This is a genomic window from Helicobacter winghamensis ATCC BAA-430 (assembly GCF_028751035.1).
GTDB classification, from domain to species: Bacteria; Campylobacterota; Campylobacteria; order Campylobacterales; family Helicobacteraceae; genus Helicobacter_D; species Helicobacter_D winghamensis.
On record NZ_CP063533.1, the window covers coordinates 1,594,666 to 1,616,351 of the forward strand.

Annotated in this window: 17 protein-coding genes; 9 read left to right on the top strand and 8 right to left on the bottom strand. The window is 35.8% G+C overall.

The window, feature by feature from the left end; genetic code table 11:
• The first annotated feature begins 232 nt into the window (after positions 1 to 232).
• Genes IP358_RS08190 through hemB form a run of 3 tightly spaced genes read left to right on the top strand, consistent with a single transcriptional unit; the run spans position 233 to position 3,131 of the window.
• Positions 233 to 916 (top strand): response regulator transcription factor, encoded by a 684-nt coding sequence (locus IP358_RS08190; protein ID WP_006802921.1) that lies wholly within the window; start codon positions 233 to 235, stop codon positions 914 to 916.
• Positions 909 to 2,147 (top strand): ArsS family sensor histidine kinase, encoded by a 1,239-nt coding sequence (locus tag IP358_RS08195; protein ID WP_006802920.1) that lies wholly within the window; start codon positions 909 to 911, stop codon positions 2,145 to 2,147. Before IP358_RS08190 ends, IP358_RS08195 begins: the two co-directional genes overlap by 8 nt.
• A gap of 9 nt (positions 2,148 to 2,156) precedes the next feature.
• Entirely contained in the window at positions 2,157 to 3,131 is a 975-nt protein-coding gene (gene hemB / locus IP358_RS08200; RefSeq protein WP_101313241.1) for a porphobilinogen synthase, read from the top strand.
• Positions 3,132 to 3,172: 41 nt separating this feature from the next.
• Here the strand turns inward: hemB and IP358_RS08205 are convergent, their stop codons facing one another.
• On the bottom strand, positions 3,173 to 7,078 hold the full coding sequence (locus IP358_RS08205; protein ID WP_370525616.1) for a hypothetical protein: 3,906 nt from the start codon (positions 7,076 to 7,078) through the stop codon (positions 3,173 to 3,175).
• Positions 7,079 to 7,247: 169 nt separating this feature from the next.
• On the bottom strand, positions 7,248 to 9,353 hold the full coding sequence (locus IP358_RS08210; protein ID WP_006803283.1) for an RNA degradosome polyphosphate kinase: 2,106 nt from the start codon (positions 9,351 to 9,353) through the stop codon (positions 7,248 to 7,250).
• Between the two features lie 147 nt (positions 9,354 to 9,500).
• Between IP358_RS08210 and purM the strand changes: the two genes are divergently transcribed.
• Genes purM through IP358_RS08235 form a run of 5 tightly spaced genes read left to right on the top strand, consistent with a single transcriptional unit; the run spans position 9,501 to position 13,891 of the window.
• Entirely contained in the window at positions 9,501 to 10,493 is a 993-nt protein-coding gene (gene purM / locus IP358_RS08215; RefSeq protein ID WP_040498888.1) for a phosphoribosylformylglycinamidine cyclo-ligase, read from the top strand.
• Between the two features lie 47 nt (positions 10,494 to 10,540).
• Positions 10,541 to 11,281 carry an SH3 domain-containing protein gene (locus tag IP358_RS08220; RefSeq protein WP_006803281.1) on the top strand — a complete coding sequence of 247 codons (741 nt, stop codon included), beginning with the start codon at positions 10,541 to 10,543 and terminating at the stop codon, positions 11,279 to 11,281.
• 2 nt (positions 11,282 to 11,283) lie between these two features.
• The gene (locus IP358_RS08225; RefSeq protein ID WP_006803280.1) at positions 11,284 to 12,066 is read left to right on the top strand and encodes a shikimate dehydrogenase; all 783 of its coding nucleotides are present in this window, start codon (positions 11,284 to 11,286) and stop codon (positions 12,064 to 12,066) included.
• A gap of 39 nt (positions 12,067 to 12,105) precedes the next feature.
• The gene (gene hpf, locus IP358_RS08230) at positions 12,106 to 12,666 is read left to right on the top strand and encodes a ribosome hibernation-promoting factor, HPF/YfiA family (RefSeq protein ID WP_006803279.1); all 561 of its coding nucleotides are present in this window, start codon (positions 12,106 to 12,108) and stop codon (positions 12,664 to 12,666) included.
• Positions 12,644 to 13,891, top strand: a complete 1,248-nt coding sequence (locus IP358_RS08235) for a polynucleotide adenylyltransferase (RefSeq protein ID WP_006803278.1) — start codon at positions 12,644 to 12,646, stop codon at positions 13,889 to 13,891. Before hpf ends, IP358_RS08235 begins: the two co-directional genes overlap by 23 nt.
• Here IP358_RS08235 and IP358_RS08240 read toward each other — a convergent pair.
• From IP358_RS08240 to rfaD, 4 genes are read right to left on the bottom strand one after another with little or no spacing between them, the layout of a single operon-like run.
• Complete coding sequence (locus IP358_RS08240) at positions 13,868 to 14,302, bottom strand: hypothetical protein (RefSeq protein WP_006803277.1); 435 nt, start codon at positions 14,300 to 14,302, stop codon at positions 13,868 to 13,870. The genes IP358_RS08235 and IP358_RS08240 overlap by 24 nt on opposite strands.
• Complete coding sequence (gene gmhA, locus IP358_RS08245) at positions 14,303 to 14,863, bottom strand: D-sedoheptulose 7-phosphate isomerase (protein WP_006803276.1); 561 nt, start codon at positions 14,861 to 14,863, stop codon at positions 14,303 to 14,305.
• A gap of 10 nt (positions 14,864 to 14,873) precedes the next feature.
• Positions 14,874 to 16,412 (bottom strand): D-glycero-beta-D-manno-heptose-7-phosphate kinase, encoded by a 1,539-nt coding sequence (gene rfaE1 / locus IP358_RS08250; protein WP_006803275.1) that lies wholly within the window; start codon positions 16,410 to 16,412, stop codon positions 14,874 to 14,876.
• Positions 16,413 to 16,416: 4 nt separating this feature from the next.
• Positions 16,417 to 17,430 (bottom strand): ADP-glyceromanno-heptose 6-epimerase, encoded by a 1,014-nt coding sequence (gene rfaD, locus IP358_RS08255; protein WP_101312933.1) that lies wholly within the window; start codon positions 17,428 to 17,430, stop codon positions 16,417 to 16,419.
• Between the two features lie 110 nt (positions 17,431 to 17,540).
• On the opposite strand from rfaD, the gene IP358_RS08260 reads away from it, so the two are divergent.
• Positions 17,541 to 18,350, top strand: a complete 810-nt coding sequence (locus IP358_RS08260; protein ID WP_006803273.1) for an HDOD domain-containing protein — start codon at positions 17,541 to 17,543, stop codon at positions 18,348 to 18,350.
• Position 18,351: 1 nt separating this feature from the next.
• Here IP358_RS08260 and ispG read toward each other — a convergent pair whose 3' ends face one another.
• On the bottom strand, positions 18,352 to 19,434 hold the full coding sequence (ispG, locus tag IP358_RS08265; protein WP_006803272.1) for a flavodoxin-dependent (E)-4-hydroxy-3-methylbut-2-enyl-diphosphate synthase: 1,083 nt from the start codon (positions 19,432 to 19,434) through the stop codon (positions 18,352 to 18,354).
• Positions 19,435 to 19,446: 12 nt separating this feature from the next.
• On the bottom strand, positions 19,447 to 21,624 hold the full coding sequence (locus tag IP358_RS08270) for a WD40 repeat domain-containing protein (protein ID WP_006803271.1): 2,178 nt from the start codon (positions 21,622 to 21,624) through the stop codon (positions 19,447 to 19,449).
• Positions 21,625 to 21,686 lie beyond the last annotated feature (62 nt).

A 21,686-nucleotide genomic window follows, 5' to 3' on the forward strand; every position in this document is an offset into this window, starting at 1 on the left:
ATTTACCATTTTTCTTTATAATTTCGCCATCTCAACAGGATGAGTTGAGAGACAAACTTAAGCAATTAAGTTTGGTTATCCTTTTAGGAAGTGTATTTCATCCACTCCTCCTTTGTTTAAGGACACTTAGTGTGAGTAAGTTCTTTGAAAATATTTTTTCTAGCTGGTGTTTTCCTAGATTTTTATTTAACCCCCTAAAATACCCAATCCTCCTTTTTGTTAGGAAAATGCCATGCTAGAAGTGTTGATGATAGAAGATGATTTAGAGCTTGCGACCATTCTTAGCGAATACTTGAAAGCTCACAATATTAATGTAACGAATTATGATGAACCATATACTGGTATGAGTGCGATAAACACTCGACATTTTGACCTCCTTCTTTTAGATCTAACACTCCCAAACTTAGATGGGCTAGAAGTTTGCAAGAAGGTCGCGAAAGAAAAGCGTATCCCGATAATAATCTCTTCTGCAAGACACGATATAGATGATAGAGTCTTAGGACTAGAATATGGTGCTGATGACTATATTCCAAAACCCTATGATCCTAAAGAACTCATCGCAAGAATTCATAGTGTCCTTCGTAGATATAATTTAGCAAAAAACCCAGATAATACAAAAGTCTCTATTCTTCCTTTTCGCTTAGACAAAGGAAGCAGAGAGATTTATTTAAATGGAGAACTTTTAGAACTCACTAAAGCAGAATATGAAATTTTATGCTTTATGCTAGAAAATGTTAATCAAGCCTTAACGCGCGATTCCATTGCAGCACACTCTGATTCAATTAATCCAGACTCTAGCAACAAAAGCATTGATGTTATTATGGGGCGTTTACGCGCTAAAATTGAGAAAAACAATAAAAAATATATATATTCCGTGCGCGGGATTGGATATAAACTGCAATTAAAAGATGATTAAAAATTCTATTATTGTTAAAATTTCGATTCTATTTATTGTAGCAATAATTGGCTTAGGTGCATTTTCTTACTATTTTATCCGCGAAGAGATAAACAAAGAAATCCTAGAAAATCAGCTAAAATACAGCCAGTTTCTAGCTACAATCAACCAGCTTGTGCGTTTTGGTGGCAATGTAGATTTAATTGAAAAATATCTCTATGAACTAGGATTGCAACAAATCCAAGAAGAAAAAGCTCTAAAAAACTTTGAAAATCACTTAACGCCAAACCTAACAAATGGAATTATTGCTAAGGTTATTAAACAGGAAAATGGTGTGTATTTATTTCTTCAAACCCCAACAGAATGGAAACTCTATGGAGATTTTCATAAAAACAAGCTTTTCAATTACTATCTTATCACATTTTTTGCATTTTTGGTCGTTGTGTTTTTGTTTGCCCTTGTGATTAAAAGCATTTTGCCTCTTAAAACCTTGCGTAAAGAGATTAGAAAATTTGCCAATGGGCAAACAAACATTGCTTGCAAGATTAATCAAAATGATGAAATCGGGGAGCTTTCGCGAGAATTTGAAAACGCAGTAGAAAAAATTAACGCGCTCAATCAATCACGCCATTTGTTTTTACGCGCCATTATGCACGAGTTAAAAACACCCATTACAAAAGGCAGAATCACAGCAGAAATGATTGATAATTCTGTGTATAAAGAGCGTTTATGTAGTGTGTTTGAACGCCTAAATTCCCTAATTAATGAATTTGCAAAAATTGAAGAATTAAGCTCGCGCAATTATTGCTTAAATAAGCAAAATTATGTGTTGAAAGATATTTTAAATCAAGTATTTGCAATGTTACTTTTAGATAAAACACAAATCCAAGAGCTTTTTAGCTTGCCTAATGAAAACTATATTTTACGCTGTGATTTTGAAATGCTAACTTTAGCAATAAAAAACTTACTAGATAATGCCCTAAAATACAAAAGCAAGGGCAAGGTAGAGCTTCGTGCAAAAGGTGATGATTTAGAGATTCTAAACTTTGGCACACCACTTCCTTACTCACTAAAAGACCACTGCAAGCCATTTTTCAAAGATGAAAAATCTAATAAAAATGGTGGGCTTGGGCTTGGAATCTATATTGTCAAAAGCACGCTAGAATCACAAGGCTTAACCCTTGATTACACACATATCAACGATATGAATATTTTTATCATAAAAGGCGTTATCGCCCAAAATCCAAAATAAAGGAATTCTATGTTTAAGCGTTTAAGAAGAGTTAGATTAAATAGCGTGGTGCGCAATCTTGTAGAAGAAAATAGCCTAAGAGTGCAAGATCTTATTTATCCACTTTTTATCACACACGGAGAGAGCGTTAAAAACACAATTGCAAGTATGCCTGATGTCTATCAACTAAGCATTGATAACGCACTAAAAGAATGTGCCGAGCTTCAAAGTCTAGGAATTAATGCAATAATGCTTTTTGGGATTCCGTCTATTAAAGATAGTATAGGCTCTGAAGCACTAAGCGAGCAAGGAATCATCGCACAAGCTTTGCGTGCAATCAAAGAGAAATTACCAAATTTACTTTTATGTGTGGATTTATGCTTTTGTGAATACACAGACCACGGACATTGTGGAATCCTAAACCCAAAACTTCAAAGCGTAGATAATGATTTAACGCTAGAGATTTTAAACAAGCAAGCCCTTGTGCTAGCAAAGGCTGGTGCGGATTTAATTGCACCAAGCGGAATGATGGACGGAATGATTCTATCTTTGCGCCAAGCCCTAGATAATGCAGGATTTTCACACATACCGCTAATGAGCTATTCTACTAAATTTGCTAGTGGCTATTATGGACCTTTTAGAGATGTCGCACAAAGCACACCAAGTTTTGGAGATAGAAAAAGCTATCAGCAAAACCCAGCAAATCGTAGAGAAGCAATTCTTGAGAGCCTAGAAGATGAAGCGCAAGGGGCGGATATTTTAATGGTAAAGCCCGCTCTTGCTTACCTTGATATTGTAAGAGATATTAGAGAAAGAAGTCTATTGCCTCTTGCTGTGTATAATGTAAGTGGAGAATATGCAATGCTAAAGTTTGCACAAAAGGCAGGATTAATTGACTATGAACGCGTATTAATGGAAACAATGATAAGCTTTAAGCGCGCTGGAGCAGATATTATCATCACTTACCACGCAAAAGAGATTGCAAAATTATTAATTAGAATCTAAAATGTAAATACATTTTAGATTCTAATTAGATTCCAACTCCCCTACCACCACCAAGCAAACTTCACAAACACACTATGAGAGTTTGCTTTGCTTGAGAGTGTAGAGATTCCATTATAGTTTAATGAGAGATTAGCATTTTCTAAGAAATCATAAGATAATCCCATTTGCACAAATGCATACCATCTTGCAACATCAATTTCACTTGTAAGGATATTTCTATCTAGCTTTAATCTTCCTTCTGCATCTTTATAAACATTGTATAAACCACCTACACTAAAAGATGTTCTTAAACGATTACTATAAGGGGATTCTATTTTTATAGAAGCAACTGTATCTATAAAGTTAAAATATTGTGCCTTATAATGTTCATTTGTTCCACCTAAGTGTTGTAATGTAAAGTCTTTAGAATGCATTCCTAAATAATTAAATCCTATCTCTGGAGTTACTCTTAAATAGTTATGCAACATATAATGGCTTAATCCAACTCTTGCATTTACTCCATATCCATAAATCTTTGCAGTAGAATCTACTTTTGTAACACCATCTGTATAAGTTTTGCTAACATCTGCATTAGTGTAATCAAGATTTGTTGTAAGACTCACAAAATATTGTGTTAAACCTTTTCTATAAAAAATATCATAATAAGATAATCCCCCAAAGTAAGATTTATTATCAAACTCTAATCTTTGGTTAGAAACATCTTGATCTGCACTTTCAAATCCGCCATAAACACCTAAGATTCCATAATCATTTGGAAGTAGTCTTTGTGTTCCTATTAGCATTCCTGCAGAATTAGATTTTAGTTTTCCACTGCCCCCTTCCATATCTGCACTAAAGTATTGATAATAAGGAATTACAAAGGAATGGTTTTTAGATTCTAAGTTATTATGGTTAATATAGAGTTTTTCAAACTCTGATAAAACATCTGCATCTGTTGGTGCTTCTCCTTCTTTAGAGAGTTCCATATCTTCTATGGCATTAAAGTTTGTTGCAAAGTTCTGTGTGGTGGTAGCTCTTAAAAGATTTGAAACGCTCATATTTCTAAGTCTTGAAGAATACACAACAGATTGTGCTAAGGTTTTACCACTTAATTCTGCACGATTAATTTTTGCTCTATATCCCCCATTATTGTTTGCACTCTCAAAGGTATAAATTCCAGAGATAGAATGGATATTATTAGCATCAATTCCTTGATTAGTATTAATTTGCTCTCCTACTGCATTTCCATCTTTATCTGCAAAGAAAGTATTAGAATCATAGATTTTATCTATATCTAAATCTTCAGTGTTAATATAGACTTTCTCTAAAGAGATTCCAGCAATATTATCTCCACCTACAAGTAAAGAGCCATCTTTTCTTTCATCATTAGTTGTAAATTCGGGTGCTTTAAAATACCAATCTTTAATAGAGAGTTTAGCATTTACTCCATTGTTTTCTAATTGCACACCATTATTGTTTTTACCAATGATTCCATTTGCAAGATTACTTACTGCTCTTGTTATACCATTATCAAGGTTATTAGCAAGAGTCATAGTTCCACTATTAGTAATACCTTGAGAAATATTTCCAGTATTAGTAAGAGTTAATTCACCAGAGTTAGTGATATTTTCAGTAATTGTTCCAGAGTTAGTTAGAGTTAAATTACTATTAGCATTATTAGTAACTCCCTTAGAAATATCTCCAGTATTAGTTAGAGTTAATTCCCCAGAGTTAGTGATACTTCCTGTGATGTCTTTGTGGTTATCTAAGGTAAGATTTGCATTGGTATTGTTAGTAATATCTCCTGTAATGTTCTTTTGATTAACTAAAGTGAGATTTGCATTAGTGTTGTTAGTAATACCATTAGTGATAGTTCCACTATTAGCTAGAGTTAGTTTTCCAGTTCCATTATTAGTAATACCATTTTTAATGTTTCCAGAGTTTATTAAAGTGGTATCTTTTTTACTCTCACTTTCAAATCCATTTTCTAATGTCCCAGAGTTTGCTAATTGTGCAAGCTCTCCTTTGTTTGTGAGTTTATCATTAATAGTTCCTTCATTAATTAGAGCATCAAGTTTAGCAGTATTGGCAAGTTCTACTTCTTTAATAGTTCCTTCATTACTTAAAGCTTTTAGAATAGAATCTACTTTAATAGTTCCATTAAAGTTTCCTTTATTAGAGATTCCACCTACTTCCCCTTTTATATCTAGTGTTCCATTAAAGGTAGAACCCTCTTCATAAGAAATATATCCTACTTCTCCACCTTTATCTACTGTAAGACTACCTGAAAATGTTCCTTTATTAACAACTCCGCCTAAACTTGCATTGTTTTCTACTTTGATTGCGTCATTAAAGGTTGAATTTTTTTCATTAATAAAAGCTCCTGCTACTTTACCACCATCTTTAATAGTAAGATTTCCTTTAGCGTTATTGCTATAAGTAATATTACCTGTGATGTTTCCACCATTATTAACATCTATTTTAGAAAGATTTCCAGAATTTGTAATATTACCTTCTAAGCTTGCTTTATCAATTGTGATACCATTTGTGATTGTGCCTTCATTAGTAATATTACCTACTTTAGAATTATTAGTAATACTTACTTCTTTAATGGTTGCATTTTTAGCATTGCTTAGAGCAGTTAGGATTCCACTATTTAGTCTAATAGCTTCTTGAATTGTTCCAGAGTTAGAGATTGCTCCAACCTTAGCATTAGAGCTTATATTAATTTCTTTAGAGATTGTTCCACTATTAGTAATATCGCCTATTGTTCCATTGTTTTCTAATTTAATAGCTTCTTGAATTGTTCCTTTGTTATCAATGCTTGTTAGTGTAGCATTATTTACAGAAATGTTTTTTGCAATGATTGCACCAACAGCATTAGAGATTGTTCCAACCTTAGCATTAGAGTTTATACTAATATCTTTAGAGATTGTTCCGCCATTGTTGTTAATGGCTTGAACACTCGCACCATTACTAAGATTTAAATCTCCATTGAAATCTTTAGAATTGTTAATTGTATTAACACTAATGTTATTAAGATTTAAATCACTATTAAATGTTCCTTCATTAGAGATTGTTCCAACATTGCCTTTTAAATCAAGATTGGCACTAAAAGTTGAGTTTGCTCCTTTGTTTTGAATACCACCTAGGCTAGAGCCTTTATCTAGTGTAATTGTATTTGTAGCTTCATAATTTGCACCATTTTCATTGATGATAGAACCACCAACACTTCCACCATTGTTAATAGTAATGTTTCCTGTTTTTGCATTGGTTCCGCTGTTTTTAATGTCGCCACCTACGCTACCGCCATTGATAATAAGTGCAGTCATTATATCTTCGTTTTTAATGTCCCCATTAATAGTTCCACTCACCTGAATATTTTTCATTGTGCCAGATTGATTTTCAACTCCGCCTTTAATAGTCCCTGTTACAATAATTTCATCAATCACACTTTTACCAGTAACTAAACCTTGGGTAGCAAACCAAGAATTAATAATTGCGCCTTCAAGAACACCTGTTTTCCCTATGTTAATTGTTCCAATTTTTGTTTGGCGAAAATTTATAATACTAGCATTGGAGTTACCAGCGCCAATAGAACCTTCAACATTTAATGTATTAATTTTCCCTCGACGGGTATAAATTCTACCATCTAATCTGCCACCTTCTTCTATAAATATACTACTATCATTAGTGCTATTACCAACAGCTATGGAAGAAGTGCTAGCATTATAGCTATCAACAACTGGTGTCCCCTTTGATACAATCCCTCCCTTTTTAATTGTAACTGTTGTTCCATTGATACTAAATGGATTACTACTCCCTGTAATATCCCGTGCATTGACATTTGTAAGTAAGGTTGTTAAAACTAATGAACCATAAAAGAATGAAGAAGTAAGTCGTTTTAGTGGCTGATAACTAGGATTTGCCCCCCCCCCCCGCTGGGTTAATTGAACATTGTTTTGCATTTATTTCTCCCTTATTTGTAAAAATAAAAATGTGTAATTATACTTCTTTGCATAAGAAAAATAAATAAAACATTTTTAATTTACTTTTTTTTATTACTTTTTATGCCACTTTTTATATCCAAGCCTTTATGTTTAGGTTGAAAGACTTACAAGGAATCCTAAAAAAATTCTAACTCTCTTTAAACATTCTGCTTGCTAGTTTTTTTGCTTTAACGGCGCGCTCTTCTTGCTTGAGCGAAGAATACAACGCATTTGTGTGTTCTTCTAGCATTTTTTGGCTATTTATTAACTTTTCATTTTCTTTTGGAGATAATTTTTTGTATTCCCCATTAGAGCCTAATTCGTGCGCTTTAGCGTTATCTTCACTTTGGATTTTGATAATTTCAAAAAGCTTGTTTGCTAGCTCATCATCAAAAATAGGCGTCATTAGCTCTACACGGCGCTCTAAGTTTCTTGGCATTAAATCCGCGCTTGCAAAGTAGATTGGCACTTCTGCGTGCTTAAAATAATAAATTCTTGCGTGTTCTAAATATTTACCCACAATAGAAACCACACGAATATTCTCGCTAACCCCCTTAATTCCCGGTCGCAAGCAACAAATTCCACGCACGATTAAATCAATCTTAACCCCAGCATTTGAAGCCTTGTAAAGCGCTAAAATCACATCAGTATCTACAATGGAGTTTGCCTTTAAAATAATGCGCCCCTCACTTCCCATTCTTGCTTCATTTTCAATTAAATCCAAAATTTTTGGCTTGATTTGCAAAGGGGCGGCAAGCAATACGCTTAGTTTAGATTTGTGTGAGAAACCAGAGAGATTGTGAAAAAACTTAGTCGCGTCTTGCGTAAATGCACGCTTAGAAGTCATATAGCTAATATCTGTGTAAATTTTTGCTGTGCTTGGATTGTAATTTCCTGTGCTTAAATGCACATATTCGCGCAATTCTTTTCCAATGCTTTTAATCACTAAGGCAATTTTAGCATGCACCTTAAGTCCCGGAACACCATAAATTACATGCGCCCCAGCGGATTCTAATGCCCGCGCCCAATGGAGATTATTCTCTTCATCAAATCTTGCTTTTAGCTCCACAAGAGCAGTTACTTGCTTGCCGTTTTCAGCCGCTTCAATGAGAGATTTTACAATGGGTGAGTTTTTGCCCACACGATAAAGTGTCATTCTAATAGAAAACACATCAGGATCTTTTGCGGCACTTTGGATAAAATTCACCACAGGATCAAAGCTTTCATAGGGTTGAAAGCTTAGAATATCTTGACTATCAAGCACAGAAAAAAGATTGACATTAGAATCAAGTGGTGGTAAAACCTTAGAAGTGTAGCTTGGAAAAGTTAGTTTTGCAAAATTTTTATTCCCGACAATCTCCCAAAGAATACTAGAGTTCATCGGCACTTCAGATTCATAAATATCTTCTGGGGCAACTTGAATGTATTGCGTGATGAAGTTTTTTAGCTCTAAATCATCAGTTTTTCCAATTTCAAGGCGGATAATCTCTCCTTTTCGGCGCGACTTTAATCCCTCTGTCATTAACGCCATAAAATCATCGCCCTCTTCTTCTTCAATCTCCATATCTGCGTTTCTTGTAACCCTAAATGCACTCCAACTTAACGCTTTAAAGCCCGGAAAAAGCTCATTTGTAAATTCCGCCACAATAGAATCGGTGCAAAAATAAGTATCCCCTAATTGCACAAACCCCGGAAGCATTCTTGAAATGCGTGTCATACCAAACTTTATCTCATTGGGATTATCTAAATTTTGAAGCTTTAAAGCAAGCACATAGCTAAGATTATTTAAATGCGGAAAAGGATGTGTTGCATCTACAGCAATAGGCACAACAATAGGGTAAAGATGATTTAAAAAATACTCCTGCAATTCTTGCTTTTCTTGCTTATTGCCTTGCGCATAAGTTTTAATATGCAATCCAAGCTTTGCCAAACCCTCTTTAATAGAAAAATAGCAATCCTCTAGGCATTTTTTTTCTCTCTTTAAATAGCTTCTAATTTGTTCTAACTGATCTTTTGGCGTGAGTCTATCAGGACCACTCTCTGTAATGCCGGCACTATAAAGGCGTTTAAGTCCCGCTACGCGCACCATATAAAATTCATCTAAATTTGTGCCATAAATCGCAATAAACTTAAGCCTTTCTAAAAGCGGATTATTTTCATCTTGAGCTTCACTTAAAACGCGCGTATTAAATCGCAACCAAGATAACTCACGATTAATAAAATTAGCAGATTTATTCAAAGAATTTTGTGGCATAGCAACCCCTTTATTGTGTGGAAATTTGCTTTATTATATATGGAATTGCGTTAAAAAGCCTTGAACGCTTATAGAAATGTTAGAATTTGTAAGCTTTAAGTTGCTTTTGTGTATCATTGCGACTTAAAATTTGCTTTGGGATTAACAATGGAGAAATTAAACTATAAAGATTCTGGCGTAGATATTGCCGAGGGAAACGCACTTGTAGAAGACTTAAAAGGGCTTGTTAAACAAACCTTTAATCAAAATGTCTTAGGTGGAATCGGATCTTTTAGTGGTGCATTTTTGTTGCCTAGTGGCTATAAAGAGCCTGTGATTTTAGCTGCCACAGATGGCGTTGGCACGAAGCTAAAGCTAGCTATTGATAGTGGAATCTTAAATAGTGTTGGGATTGATTTGGTTGCAATGTGCGTTAATGATTTGATTTGCAATTTTGCAACGCCTATGTTTTTTTTAGACTATTATGCCACTGGCAAGCTTGATAAAAATGCCGCATTGCAAGTGATTAGTGGAATCACACAAGGTTGCTTAGAAGCACAATGTGCATTAATTGGTGGAGAGAGCGCGGAAATGCCCGGAATGTATAAGGATAAGGATTTTGATTTAGCAGGCTTTGCAGTAGGAATTGCTGAAAGAGAAATTGTAGAGCGTCCGCTTCAAGCAAGCATAGGCGATGTATTAGTCGCGCTTCCAAGCAGTGGAATCCACTCTAATGGCTATTCTTTAGTGCGCAAAATCCTAGAAAAGCACGCGATTAATTTAGATTCCAACTTTAATGGAAAGCCTTTAATTGAAACTTTACTAACGCCTACAAAAATTTATGTTCAAACTTTTAAAAAACTCCAAAGCAAAATCAAAGCCTTAGCGCATATTACCGGGGGCGGACTTGTAGAAAATCTTCCGCGCGTTCTGCCTAATGGAATTTGCGCAAAAGTGATTGAAAAAAACATTCAACAATTACCAATTTTTGAAATGCTTTGCCACTATATCCAAGATACTGATAAATATCGCACCTTTAATATGGGTGTTGGAATGGTGCTAATTGTGGATTCTAAAGACGCGGATTTTGTTGCTAAAGAATCTGGAGGTTATATCTTAGGAATGCTTGAAAGTGGAGAAAAAGGTGTAGAATTTGTGTAGAATATGATTTTTTGTTATAATCTAGCCCAAAAAGAGAAAAGATACTAATGCTTGAAAACCTAAAAAAGATTCTAAAGGTTTATCCCTTACCTGTTTTTGTGTTCTTGCTAACATTTGTAGCGTATTATTCCGCTTTTGAGCTTTTAAAGGAAAAAGAATCTGCACAACCCCCTATTTCTGAAGAAGAATCTATGCAAAGCGTAGCAGAAATCCCACAAAGCGCACAACAAGTTTTAATTCAAGAAGCTAGAACGCAACCTAGCCAAATACCCTTAGAAGCGCCGCTAACAACACCACAACAACTTCCAGAATCTAATCCTATCATTTTTTTAACAAGTCTTGTAAAATCCTTAAATATCCGCCAAGATACAAACACGCAATCCCCTATCGTTGGCAAACTCACTCCAACGCAAACCGCTATAAGTCTTGATGAAAGGGACGGCTGGGTTTTGCTGGCAGATTCTAATACTAAAGAACCTATTGGTTGGTCTTTAAAGCGTTTCACAAAAGAAATAGAAGCACCACAAAAGTTAGAATCTAAAATTAATGTTGCAACTCCGCAAACACTGATACAAACAGAAACTAAACAAGCACTTTATGCCTCTAAAGTGCCAAGCTTAAATATTAGAGAAAACCCTAGCACGGAAGCTAGAATCCTAAACAAACTCACACCAAGTGATGCGGTTAGCATTGTAGAAACAAATGGAATTTGGGTAAAAATCCAAGACTCAACCACTAGTGGCAAAAATGGCTGGGTTGTGCGCCGCTCCCTAATTTTGCGCGATTAATTATGCAATTTGCAGTCATTGGCAATCCAATTTCCCATTCACTCTCTCCTATCTTACACAATCACGCTTTTAAAATGCTAGGAATACCGGGCTTTTATGGGCGTTATTTATTGCAAGAAAATCAATCTTTCTATCATTTAAGAAGCTTGCATTTAAAGGGCGCAAATATTACCGTGCCTTTTAAAGAAGTTGCTTTTAATTCTTGTGATGAAATCTTTGGAATCGCTCGTGAAATCGGAGCTGTTAATACCATTATTTTTGAAAAAGGCAGAATGCTAGGGTATAACACCGATGCTTTAGGATTCTATCTTTGCATTAAAGATTTAGCACCAAAAAATGCCCTAATCATCGGTGCTGGTGGCTCAGCAAAGGCTGTTGCTCACATTTTAAAGCAAAAAGCAATTTGCGTAACACTTATTAATCGCTCAAAAAAACGCTTAAAGGATTTTAAAAACTTTGAATGTTTTACCTTTGATACATTTACGCCTAAAAATCCCTATGATTTAATCATTAACACTACTCCAGCAGGGCTTACAAATAGTGATTTACCTTTAGCAAAAGAGTATTTAAGCCCCTTGCTTAAAAAAGCGCGTCTTGCCTTTGATTTAATTTATGGCAGACAAACACCTTTTTTAACTCTTGCAAAATCCATAAATATCGCAACTAGTGATGGCAAAGCAATGCTAATTAATCAAGCCATTTTAGCCTTTGAAATTTTTATGGAATCCCAGAATATCACATTTGATACAAAAATTTTACACCAAAGTATGCAACATATCCTTTAATATGCTACAATAATCTCAATTTCACTACAAGGATAGCAAATGCAAACAATCATTACTTCCCGCCACTTTGAACTTACTCAAGCAATGAAAGACTATATTTTCAGTCTTACGCAAAGCCTTGAAAAATACCAACTTGACATTCTAAGCACGCGTGTTATCGTAACTTACCAAGAGAAAAAAGGTAGCAAAAAAGGTGAAAAAAAGAAAAAACGCACCTTTGGTATTGATATTACCCTATCCTTAGCACATTCTAATACGCTTGTGATTAATCAAATTGATAAGGATTTTTATGCAGCTGTGGATTTAGCAATTGGCAGAATGCACAAGATTTTGCGTCGCTACCACGATAAGCACAACAAAAAGTTTGCCACTCCAACGCAGGATTTAATGGTAACCACGATTTTGCGTGATGAAGCCCTAGCAAACAAGGGCGAAGATGAAATTGTGCCTATGGATTTAGATTTACACAAGCCTTTGGATATTGAAGATGCACTAGAACGCCTAAAAAGTAGCTCGCAGCAGTTTTTTGTCTTTAACGATAAGGATTCTAAAATGCGTGTGATTTACAAGCGAATTGATGGAAAATACGGACTTTACTAGAAAAATCTATCTTGTTGGCGGAGCTGTTCGCGATGGGCTACTTAAGCTCCCCATTAAAGATAAAGATTATGTAGCGGTGGGCTTTAGCGAAGAAGATTTTGCACATTTGCCTAAAGTCGGTAAAAGCTTCCCTGTTTTTCTACAAAAAGATGGCTCACAAATCGCTCTAGCAAGGCGTGAGAAAAAGACACAACACGGCTATAATGGATTTAGCATAGAAACACAGCAAGTTTCTTTGTATGAAGATTTAAAACGGCGCGACTTAACACTAAATGCCATTGCCTTTGATGAAACCACACAAACTTACTACGATCCGTTTAATGGAAAAAAAGACTTAGAAAATAAGATTTTACGCCACATTAGCGAAGCCTTTTGTGAAGATCCTTTGCGCGTGCTTAGGGCTGCAAGACTTCGTGCTAGACTTGGTATGGAGTGGAAAATCCACCAAAGCACAAAAGTTTTAATTTACAAAATGCGCGATGAGTTGTGCTATTTGGAGAAAAACCGCGTGTATAAGGAAGTAGAAAGTGCGCTTTTAGGGCAAAATTCCCATTTATTTTTTGAAAGCCTTTTTGAACTTGGCGTGCTTGATATGATTTTCCCTAGCATTTACGCGCTAACCACTTTAAAAGAAGGCAATTTACACCACCTAGAAGCATCTGTCTTTGCGCACACAATGGAAGTCTTAAAGCACACAGACTCTCAAAAAAACACCAAGCAATGCTTGATTTTAAAGTTTGCCGCACTCTACCACGACATTGCAAAGCCCTATTGTTATCGCAATTTTGGCAACTCACAAGGACACGATAATTTAAAAATCATCGCTCCACTTTTAGATATTTCAATCCCAAATGCCATTAAAAAGCCTATGCTACTTTTAATCCAAAATCACATTAAAATCTACTTACTTCCGCAAATGCGCCTTAGTAAATGCGTGAAGTTTTTTGATTCTTACAAAAAAGATTCTATATTGCTAGAACTTCAACTTGACTTGCTTTTAGCTGACAAACAAGGACGAATAAGCCAAAAATTTTTAGATTCCAACTTTTTAGACTTTAAAAAAACTTTGCTAAATACCTTTAATACGCTTTTAAACTATTCTCCAAAGGAATGGATCGCACAAAATAACCCCACTCCAAATGCCATACAAACACAGGTTTTAAAAGAAAAAATTAGAATCTTAAAAAAAGATTCCACATTTTTATCCCTTCAAAAATGCCTTTAAATCTCCATTAAATCCTGTGATTTTGACACATTCTTGGCATAACTCTAAAGGCTTATCATTAAAAAACTTCATTTGAATTTTATGCGAATAAATCCCTAGAAAAAAACGCAACTCATAAGCAATCACTGCTAGAAAATCAGGACTTTTAAGCCCATCTAAACAAGCCTTACAGCCACATAAATGCACACCTGGATCGCCTTGTGCTCTAAAGAGAGATTCTTGGATTTTTGCTTGATAGAGCAAAACTTTTTGTTGTGAGTTATTAGGATAGGAAAAATAGATTCCATCTAAATCCGCACTCAAATTACTAAAATCCGCTTGAATCCCACCATTTTGAAGTTGTTTAAGGAGTGCGTTTTGCAGAGAAAAGCTTTCATCAGAGCATACAGAGATGATTTTTTCAAAAAACATTTAATAGCTTTTTTCAATCAAATCACAAAGAATATGCCCCATTAAAATGTGCATTTCTTGGATTCTTGGCGTATCATTACTTGGAGAGATTAATAACACATCACAAAAATTTTGCATAGCCCCACCATCTCTGCCACTAAAACCTAAAGTCTTGCAGCCCATTTTGCGTGCCTTTTCTAGCGCGTTTAGCACATTTTTACTATTTCCGCTTGTTGAGATTCCCCATAGCAAATCCCCATTTCTTGCCAAGGCTTCACATTGCCTAGAAAACACACAATCATAGCCATAATCGTTGCCAATAGCTGTAAGCGCACTTGTATCTGTTGTAAGAGCTATGGCACTAAGCCCTTGTCTCTCCTTTTTATAACGCCCTGTAAGCTCTGCGGCAATGTGTTGTGCGTCTGCGGCACTTCCGCCATTGCCGCAAAGTAAAATCTTGCCTCCACTTTTAAGTGTGTCAATTAGCATTTTTGCCGCCACTTCTAAGCTAGGCACGAGAGATTCTAATTTTTTGGCACTTTGTAAATGTGCTTGTATTTCACTTAAAATTAATGTTTGCATTATGATTCCTTTATAAACTCTTAATTTTTTGGATTAAATGCGTTGTGCTTTTGCCCTCTATAACATCAATCAAACGCACTTCCTTGCTAAATTTTGCGCCCACAACTTCTTTATTTGCATAATCCGCACCCTTAACAAGAACATCAGGGCGGATTTTTGCAATCAGCCACTCTGGCGTGTCTGCATCAAACACTACCACAAAATCCACACATTCTAAAGCACAAAGTTGCGCGATTCTATCCCTTTGGCAATTCACAGGACGCAACTCCCCTTTTAAGCGTTTAATGGAAGCATCGCTATTTAATCCAACAATTAGTAAATCCCCTAATTTACGCGCCTTGTGGAGATAATCCAAATGCCCTAAATGCAAAAGATCAAAACAACCATTAGTAAAAATCACCTTAAACCCTTCTTGCTTTAACTGCTCTAAGCTCTCTAAAAAGGGCGTAAAATCACTCTCTCTAATCCACTTATCCCCATAAAAATTAAGTGTTTTGCGTTTTAAAATCTTGCTAATTTGCGAGCTAAAACCAAAACTATTTTGCTCTACATCAAAGATTTTTAAAAACTCTGTATTTGCAAGTGTAGAATCTAAAAGATTATTGCGCTTTAAATACGCAAAAATCTCTTGCTTGCTTGCTGTTGCTGAACCTAATTTGCTAACCACCACAGCAGCAGCAGCATTTGCAAAATACACGCTTTGAGAGATTGGCTCACCTAAAGCTAACATATAGGCTAATGATGCAATCACCGTATCTCCAGCCCCAGTTACATCAAAGACTTCCCGCGCAATAGTTGGAATCCTTTTTATCTCTTGTGTTGTGCTATCTTTAAAAGCGATTCCATCTTCGCTAAGTGTGATTAAAGAAATCTCTAAATCACACAAATCCTGCAAGCATACAAGGGCTTCTTTTAAGCTTTTTTCATCGCAAATTGTGATACTGGTGGCTTCTGCGGCTTCCTTTTTATTGGGCGTTAGCAGTGTTGCGCCTTTGTATTTTGTGTAATCCCTGCCCTTTGGATCAGCCAGTATTTTTACACCTTTGCTTTTTGCTAGGGCAATTAAGCGTTGTGTAAGCTCCACACTTAGCACACCTTTTTGATAATCGCTTAACACAATACACGCGATGTTGGAATCCAAAATCAACGCCTCTGTGAATTTTAAAATAAATGCTTCGCCCTCTTTTGTAATTTTCGTCTTATCCTCCCTATCCACACGCACAACTTGCTGATGCCCGGCGATGATGCGCGATTTTTGCGTGGTTGGGCGATTATTTTCAAAAAAGATTCCATCTGTGTGAATCCCTAGCTTTTCTAGCTCTGCTTTTAGCGTGCTTCCCGCCTCATCTTCTCCTGCAATTCCACAAATCCAAACGCTAGAATCTAAACTCACAAGATTGCTTGCCACATTACACGCACCGCCTAAATTTAGGGATTCTTTTTTTACATCAATGACTTGCACAGGGGCTTCTGGAGAAATACGCTCACAATTTCCCCAAATGTAATGATCTAAAATTAAATCCCCAACAACTAAAATCTTTGGCTTCACTTACTTATCCTACAATTGCATTCCACAAGCCATTTGCGTGGATTGCCTTAATTTCAGGCAAATAATTTTTCACCCCAACTTCTAAAGAAAAGCGCGGAGTGTAACCTAAAAATTCCTTTGTCAGCGTGATATTTGCCTCTGTGTGTGTTTGAAAAAACGCATAAGGATTATCAAAATACTCCACTTCAAACTCCCCTAAATCCATTTTCAAACACGCAATAATATCGTTAAAAGAGCGCGCATTGCCACTTCCTACATTATACACACCACTTTTTTTAGATTCCATTGCCTTGATATTTGCTTGAATCACATCTTCAATATACACAAAATCACGCTTTTGCTCTCCCATTTTAAAAAGTCTCACCCTTTTTTGCTCTAGGGCTTGCAATCCAAGCTGTAAAATCATTGACGCGGTTTTGCCTTTATAGACCTCTTTGTTTCCATACACATTAAAATAACGCAAGCCCACAATGCTTAAATTAGGGTATTGCTGCAAATATTTTTGCGTAAGATTATCCATCATTAGCTTTGAAAATCCATACACATTTTCTGGAATCTCTCCGCTTCCTATGCTATTTGGCGCAGGGGAATTTCCATACACTCCCGCACTTGAAGCATAAATCATTTTTGCCCCTTGACGCACGCATAAATCTAGCAAATCCTTATAAGCATTAACATTTGCGCGCAACACCGCTTCTTGATCCATCACCGTTGTATCAGAGATTGCTGCTTGATGAAAGATATAGTCAAAATTATAAGATTCTAAACGCTCTAAATCTGCTTTATTTGTTATATCTCCAGCAATCACTTCACCTTTAAAATCTAATAAATTCTTAAAATGCCCAAGCGATTTAAAATGCCCATTACTAAAGGTTTTCTCGCTTCTAAAGCTATCAAAAACAACAACTTCTGCCTTATGGTATTTTTGAAAATAAAGTGCTAAATTTGAACCAATAAATCCAACCCCACCTGTAATTAAAATCTTTTTGCCTTCTAAAGAATCATTAATATATTGCATTTTATCTCCTAAAAAACTTTTAATAATTCTGACGATTATAACAAAAACCGCGCAAAAATGCGTATTTTATGTTATATTTATAAAAATTTTATATTTTAAGGGTTGCTACTATGCAAAGTCTCATTAGTGCTGATATTGAAGCACTTCCTCCCTTGCCACAAACCATATCTGAACTTCAAAAAGTCTGCCTAGATGAAGAAACCACTATAAAGCAGGTTGCTAACATTATAGAAAAAGATCCCTTTTTAACCGCAGAATTAATAAAATACGCAAACTCTCCCATTTATGGTTATGCAAGACAAATACACTCTGTGTTTCAAGCAGTTTCTATGTTTGGAATCTCCACCGCAAAAGGATTAGCCATAGCAAGTGCTGTTAAATCTAGCTTCCAAATTGATTTAAGCCCTTATAAAATCAGCACAAAGGATTTTGTAAATAGCGCAAACTTAAAAAGTGCGTTTTTGCTTCAATGGTATGACAACAAAAGAGAGTTTTTAGGGATTTTAATACCTTGTGCGCTTGTAATGCACATCGGAATGGTTGTGATTACAGATTGTTTAAAAAAGCAAAATAAAGAGCTAGAGTTCGCACAACAATTTGACCCAAAAGACTTCTTAGAATCCGAAAATAGGCTCATAAATTGTAATCAATTTAAGATTTTAGGGCTTTTATTTGAACACTGGAATTTTGAAAGCACAATGGTGCAAACTGCAAATCATCTCTTAAGCGATGAATTACCAACAAATTTAGCATCCTATGTCTATCCACTAAGGGTGATAAACGCGCTTATTAGCCCTTTTAGCATTGCTAATGAAGCGCAAATCCAAGCCGCCTTGCAAAATGCACGCAACTATCAATTAAACCTAGAATCTTTTAATGCCACACTTGAAAACCTTGAAACGCTTCAAAAGTTAGTCTAATCTATCTCCCTTCTTTTTGGGCTTGTAGCATTTCACTTTCTGTTTTTACCACTTCCTTAATAAAGACATCAATCAGCTCATCTTGCTTGTATTTTCCAACAATCTCACCCTTTTTAATCACAAGCCCATCGCCATTCCCAAAGGCAATAGCAACATCAGCGTGCTTTGCCTCACCCAGAGCATTCACAGCGCAACCCATTACAGAGAGTTGCATTGGTGCGGTGATTTTTGGCATTCTCTCTTTTAATTCCTTTAAAATCGGCACTAAATCTGCTTGTAATCTCCCACAAGTAGGGCAAGAGATATAAGTAATCCCTTCCTTTTGTCGCCCACTATAACGCAAGATTCCACGCGCAACTTCAATCTCTTTTTCTAGCTCCCCTGTGATAGAAACACGCATTGTATCGCCAATTCCCTCCATTAAAAGCCCACCTAATGCCATAGAGCTTTTAATCATAGAAGATTCCAAATCACCAGCTTCTGTAACCCCTAAATGAAAAGGATACTCCACTAAAGGACGCAACATTCTATAAGCCGCTATTGTGCGTTCCACATCGCTTGCTTTTAGGGATACTTTAAGGTTTGTAAATCCAAAATCTTCTAAAAGCTTGATATTATACAAAGCGGATTCCACCATTCCCTTGGGCGTTGCGCCATATCTTTCTTCAAATTGCTTCTCTAAGCTTCCAGCATTTACGCCAATTCTAATAGGAATCTCTCTTTCTTGGCACGCATTAACCACAGCTTTAATCTTCTCTTTTGAGCCAATGTTGCCGGGATTTATGCGGATACAATCCACAGATTCTGCAGCAATTAGTGCAAACTTATAGCGGAAGTGAATATCGGCAACAAGGGGCAAGGAAATCATACTTTTGAGTGCTTTTAGTGCGTTTGCATCTTCAATATCACTCACAGCTACACGCACAATATCACACCCTGCAAGTTGCAAGCGATCAATTTGTGCCTTTGTTGTCTCTAAATCAGCAGTTTTGCTAAAAGTCATACTCTGCACAGAAATAGGTGCATCACCACCTATTAACACATTTCCAACTACAATTTGCTTTGTTTTATAACGCTTTTTCAAAATGGATTCCAACTATTTACCCTCTTCTTCGTGCTGATGAAGTGGCTCATCGCCAATGGCTAGCAAGGAATCGGCGATAATTGTTGTAAGATAGCCTTTAGGATTGCCTTCAAATGGAATGCTATCTAATTCTTTTTGCAAGCCCATCTCGCTAACAACTTTCTTTAATTCTTCATCTTTACCATAACGCTCAATATAATATTGAAAAGTCTCTTTCCAAGAAATATTTTCTAACGCCCCTGTTTTTCCCGGTGCATTTTTTGTAAATTCTGCCAAATATGCAATTTTTAAAATCGCTGCAATCTTATCTGCCCAGCATTCAATATGTAAATAGTCTTTTAAATTATCCAAAGCACTCTTGCCATTGCCAGCAACAGCAAAGTTAAAGGCAATTTTCTCGTGCTTTTTAAAAGTATCATAGAGCATTTTATATTCTGGCATTGAACGCAACTCATAATGCTCTTCTGCAAGTTTAAATGCTTCACTTAGCTTGCGTTCTCTGCACGCTTGTGAAAAATCCTGCTTAAGCTGAATAACCCTAACTTTAGAATTTGCTTCATTTCTAAAAGGTGCCATAGAAGCTAGTAATTTACACACTTCAAGAGCTTTTGCAAACTCATTTTGATTTTCTAGTGCATTAACCCTTTGGATAATTTGATCCCCAATTAAAAGCGCGCTTTTATAGATAAGCACATCTTTTAAAAAGGGGAAGCGTTCTGTCATTTTAAAATATTCTACAAAGTTTTTTGCGCGATATTCTTTATCAGCTTGCACATATTTATCACTGTTTCTAAGTAACATCATTGCAGAATCCTTTTTGCATTTTACAAGCGTGAAAGGGCGCAACAAGTCTTGTGCTTTTGCTAAGTTTCCTTGTGGATCTTGGAATAATAAGCGTTTGCAAACTTCAAAAGTCTTATTCCACAAATTCTCTACCTCTTCATAGGCAAGCGTATCTTTTAAATAAGGGTGTTGTTCGCTTAGGCGATAAGCTTCTGTGTAGTTTTTGGCTTCTAATGCATCCATAAATTTTGCTGTAAATTCCTTTTGTTGCCAATAATAATCAAACTCTTCTTTTTTAGCTTTATCTAACATAAAAGGCTCAATAGCCGCTGTTGCTTCTTGCATTTGATCTTTTGCTAGAAAATCAATGGCTTTTGCTAGGGCTTCTTTCCATTGCGATTCCAACTTTGTGCAATACACATTATCCGTTTTTAAGAAAATATTTTTTTGCTGAATCACACCTAATGCACCCTTTAAATCATCTTTATTTAAAAGTTCAAGCATTTCATCGCGCGCTTCATCAATATCTACAATCTCAACTGCACCATCAGAGTAACCAAGATAAAGCAAGTTTTCATCAAAACGCATTGTGGTAATTCCACTTTGCTCTAAAGAGATAGAATCTATTAACACATTATCGCTTAGGCGGATAATCCTAAGTTGCTTATCCTTACCCCCAACAATGGCAAATTCTTCGTCCGCAAGCTTATGGCAAGTTGTAAGCCAAGCACCTTGAAGCAACATTTCGCTAATAATTTTGTCTTCTTTAATATCATAAATTATAATTTTGCCCTCTTTTGTTACGCAAAATAACTTCGTATTTTCTGCATAAAAAAACGCGTCTTCAATAAGATAGTCTATTTTTAGTGTGGCAACTTGCGTGTTTTTAACAATATTAAAGATTGTCGCACTCTTTCCATAGCACGCTGAAAGAATTAGACTATCATCTTCGCTAAAAACAATAGATGAAATCGTATCTGGCAAAGGTGGAAGACTTAAAATTAATTGATGATTATCCGCAGAATATACCAGCACACGCCCATCTTCACCTCCTGTTGCAAGCAGTCCATCATCGTGAGAATAAACAATTTTTGAAATTTGTAATTTTTGCCAAGTAAGTTGAGCAATAGGGGCAATATTGGAATCGGTTTTTACTATAACACCTTTTGTAGATTTTGTAAAACCTAGGGCAACTTTTTCTGTCGCATAAGAAACTGCTGTAGCTTTGCTAAAATGGTGCAAAGGCTCAATATCTTTTACAAGCTGTAATGCGCTATCAACCACATAATGTTCTTTTGCAAATTTAGAAACATTATAAAAATTATCCACACAAATTACAAAATCCTTGCCAATTCCTATTCCTAACGCGCTTCCAACAAGTCTTATCTTTCCCTTTATCGGAAACATTACAAACTCCTATCTCAAAATTCCTAACTAATAATCATTATACCCTTTATTCTTTTAAACCT

Excerpts from the sequence above, each read along its gene's own strand:
- IP358_RS08205 (WP_370525616.1), bottom strand. The coding sequence starts at position 7,078 with ATGCAAAACAATGTTCAATTAACCCAGCGGGGGGGGGGGGCAAATCCT.
- IP358_RS08235 (WP_006803278.1), top strand. The coding sequence starts at position 12,644 with ATGGAAAATACGGACTTTACTAGAAAAATCTATCTTGTTGGCGGAGCT.
- gmhA (WP_006803276.1), bottom strand. The coding sequence starts at position 14,863 with ATGCAAACATTAATTTTAAGTGAAATACAAGCACATTTACAAAGTGCC.
- IP358_RS08220 (WP_006803281.1), top strand. The coding sequence starts at position 10,541 with ATGCTTGAAAACCTAAAAAAGATTCTAAAGGTTTATCCCTTACCTGTT.
- purM (WP_040498888.1), top strand. The coding sequence starts at position 9,501 with ATGGAGAAATTAAACTATAAAGATTCTGGCGTAGATATTGCCGAGGGA.
- IP358_RS08260 (WP_006803273.1), top strand. The coding sequence starts at position 17,541 with ATGCAAAGTCTCATTAGTGCTGATATTGAAGCACTTCCTCCCTTGCCA.
- IP358_RS08195 (WP_006802920.1), top strand. The coding sequence starts at position 909 with ATGATTAAAAATTCTATTATTGTTAAAATTTCGATTCTATTTATTGTA.
- IP358_RS08225 (WP_006803280.1), top strand. The coding sequence starts at position 11,284 with ATGCAATTTGCAGTCATTGGCAATCCAATTTCCCATTCACTCTCTCCT.
- IP358_RS08190 (WP_006802921.1), top strand. The coding sequence starts at position 233 with ATGCTAGAAGTGTTGATGATAGAAGATGATTTAGAGCTTGCGACCATT.
- rfaD (WP_101312933.1), bottom strand. The coding sequence starts at position 17,430 with ATGCAATATATTAATGATTCTTTAGAAGGCAAAAAGATTTTAATTACA.
- hemB (WP_101313241.1), top strand. The coding sequence starts at position 2,157 with ATGTTTAAGCGTTTAAGAAGAGTTAGATTAAATAGCGTGGTGCGCAAT.
- IP358_RS08270 (WP_006803271.1), bottom strand. The coding sequence starts at position 21,624 with ATGTTTCCGATAAAGGGAAAGATAAGACTTGTTGGAAGCGCGTTAGGA.
- hpf (WP_006803279.1), top strand. The coding sequence starts at position 12,106 with ATGCAAACAATCATTACTTCCCGCCACTTTGAACTTACTCAAGCAATG.
- IP358_RS08240 (WP_006803277.1), bottom strand. The coding sequence starts at position 14,302 with ATGTTTTTTGAAAAAATCATCTCTGTATGCTCTGATGAAAGCTTTTCT.
- IP358_RS08210 (WP_006803283.1), bottom strand. The coding sequence starts at position 9,353 with ATGCCACAAAATTCTTTGAATAAATCTGCTAATTTTATTAATCGTGAG.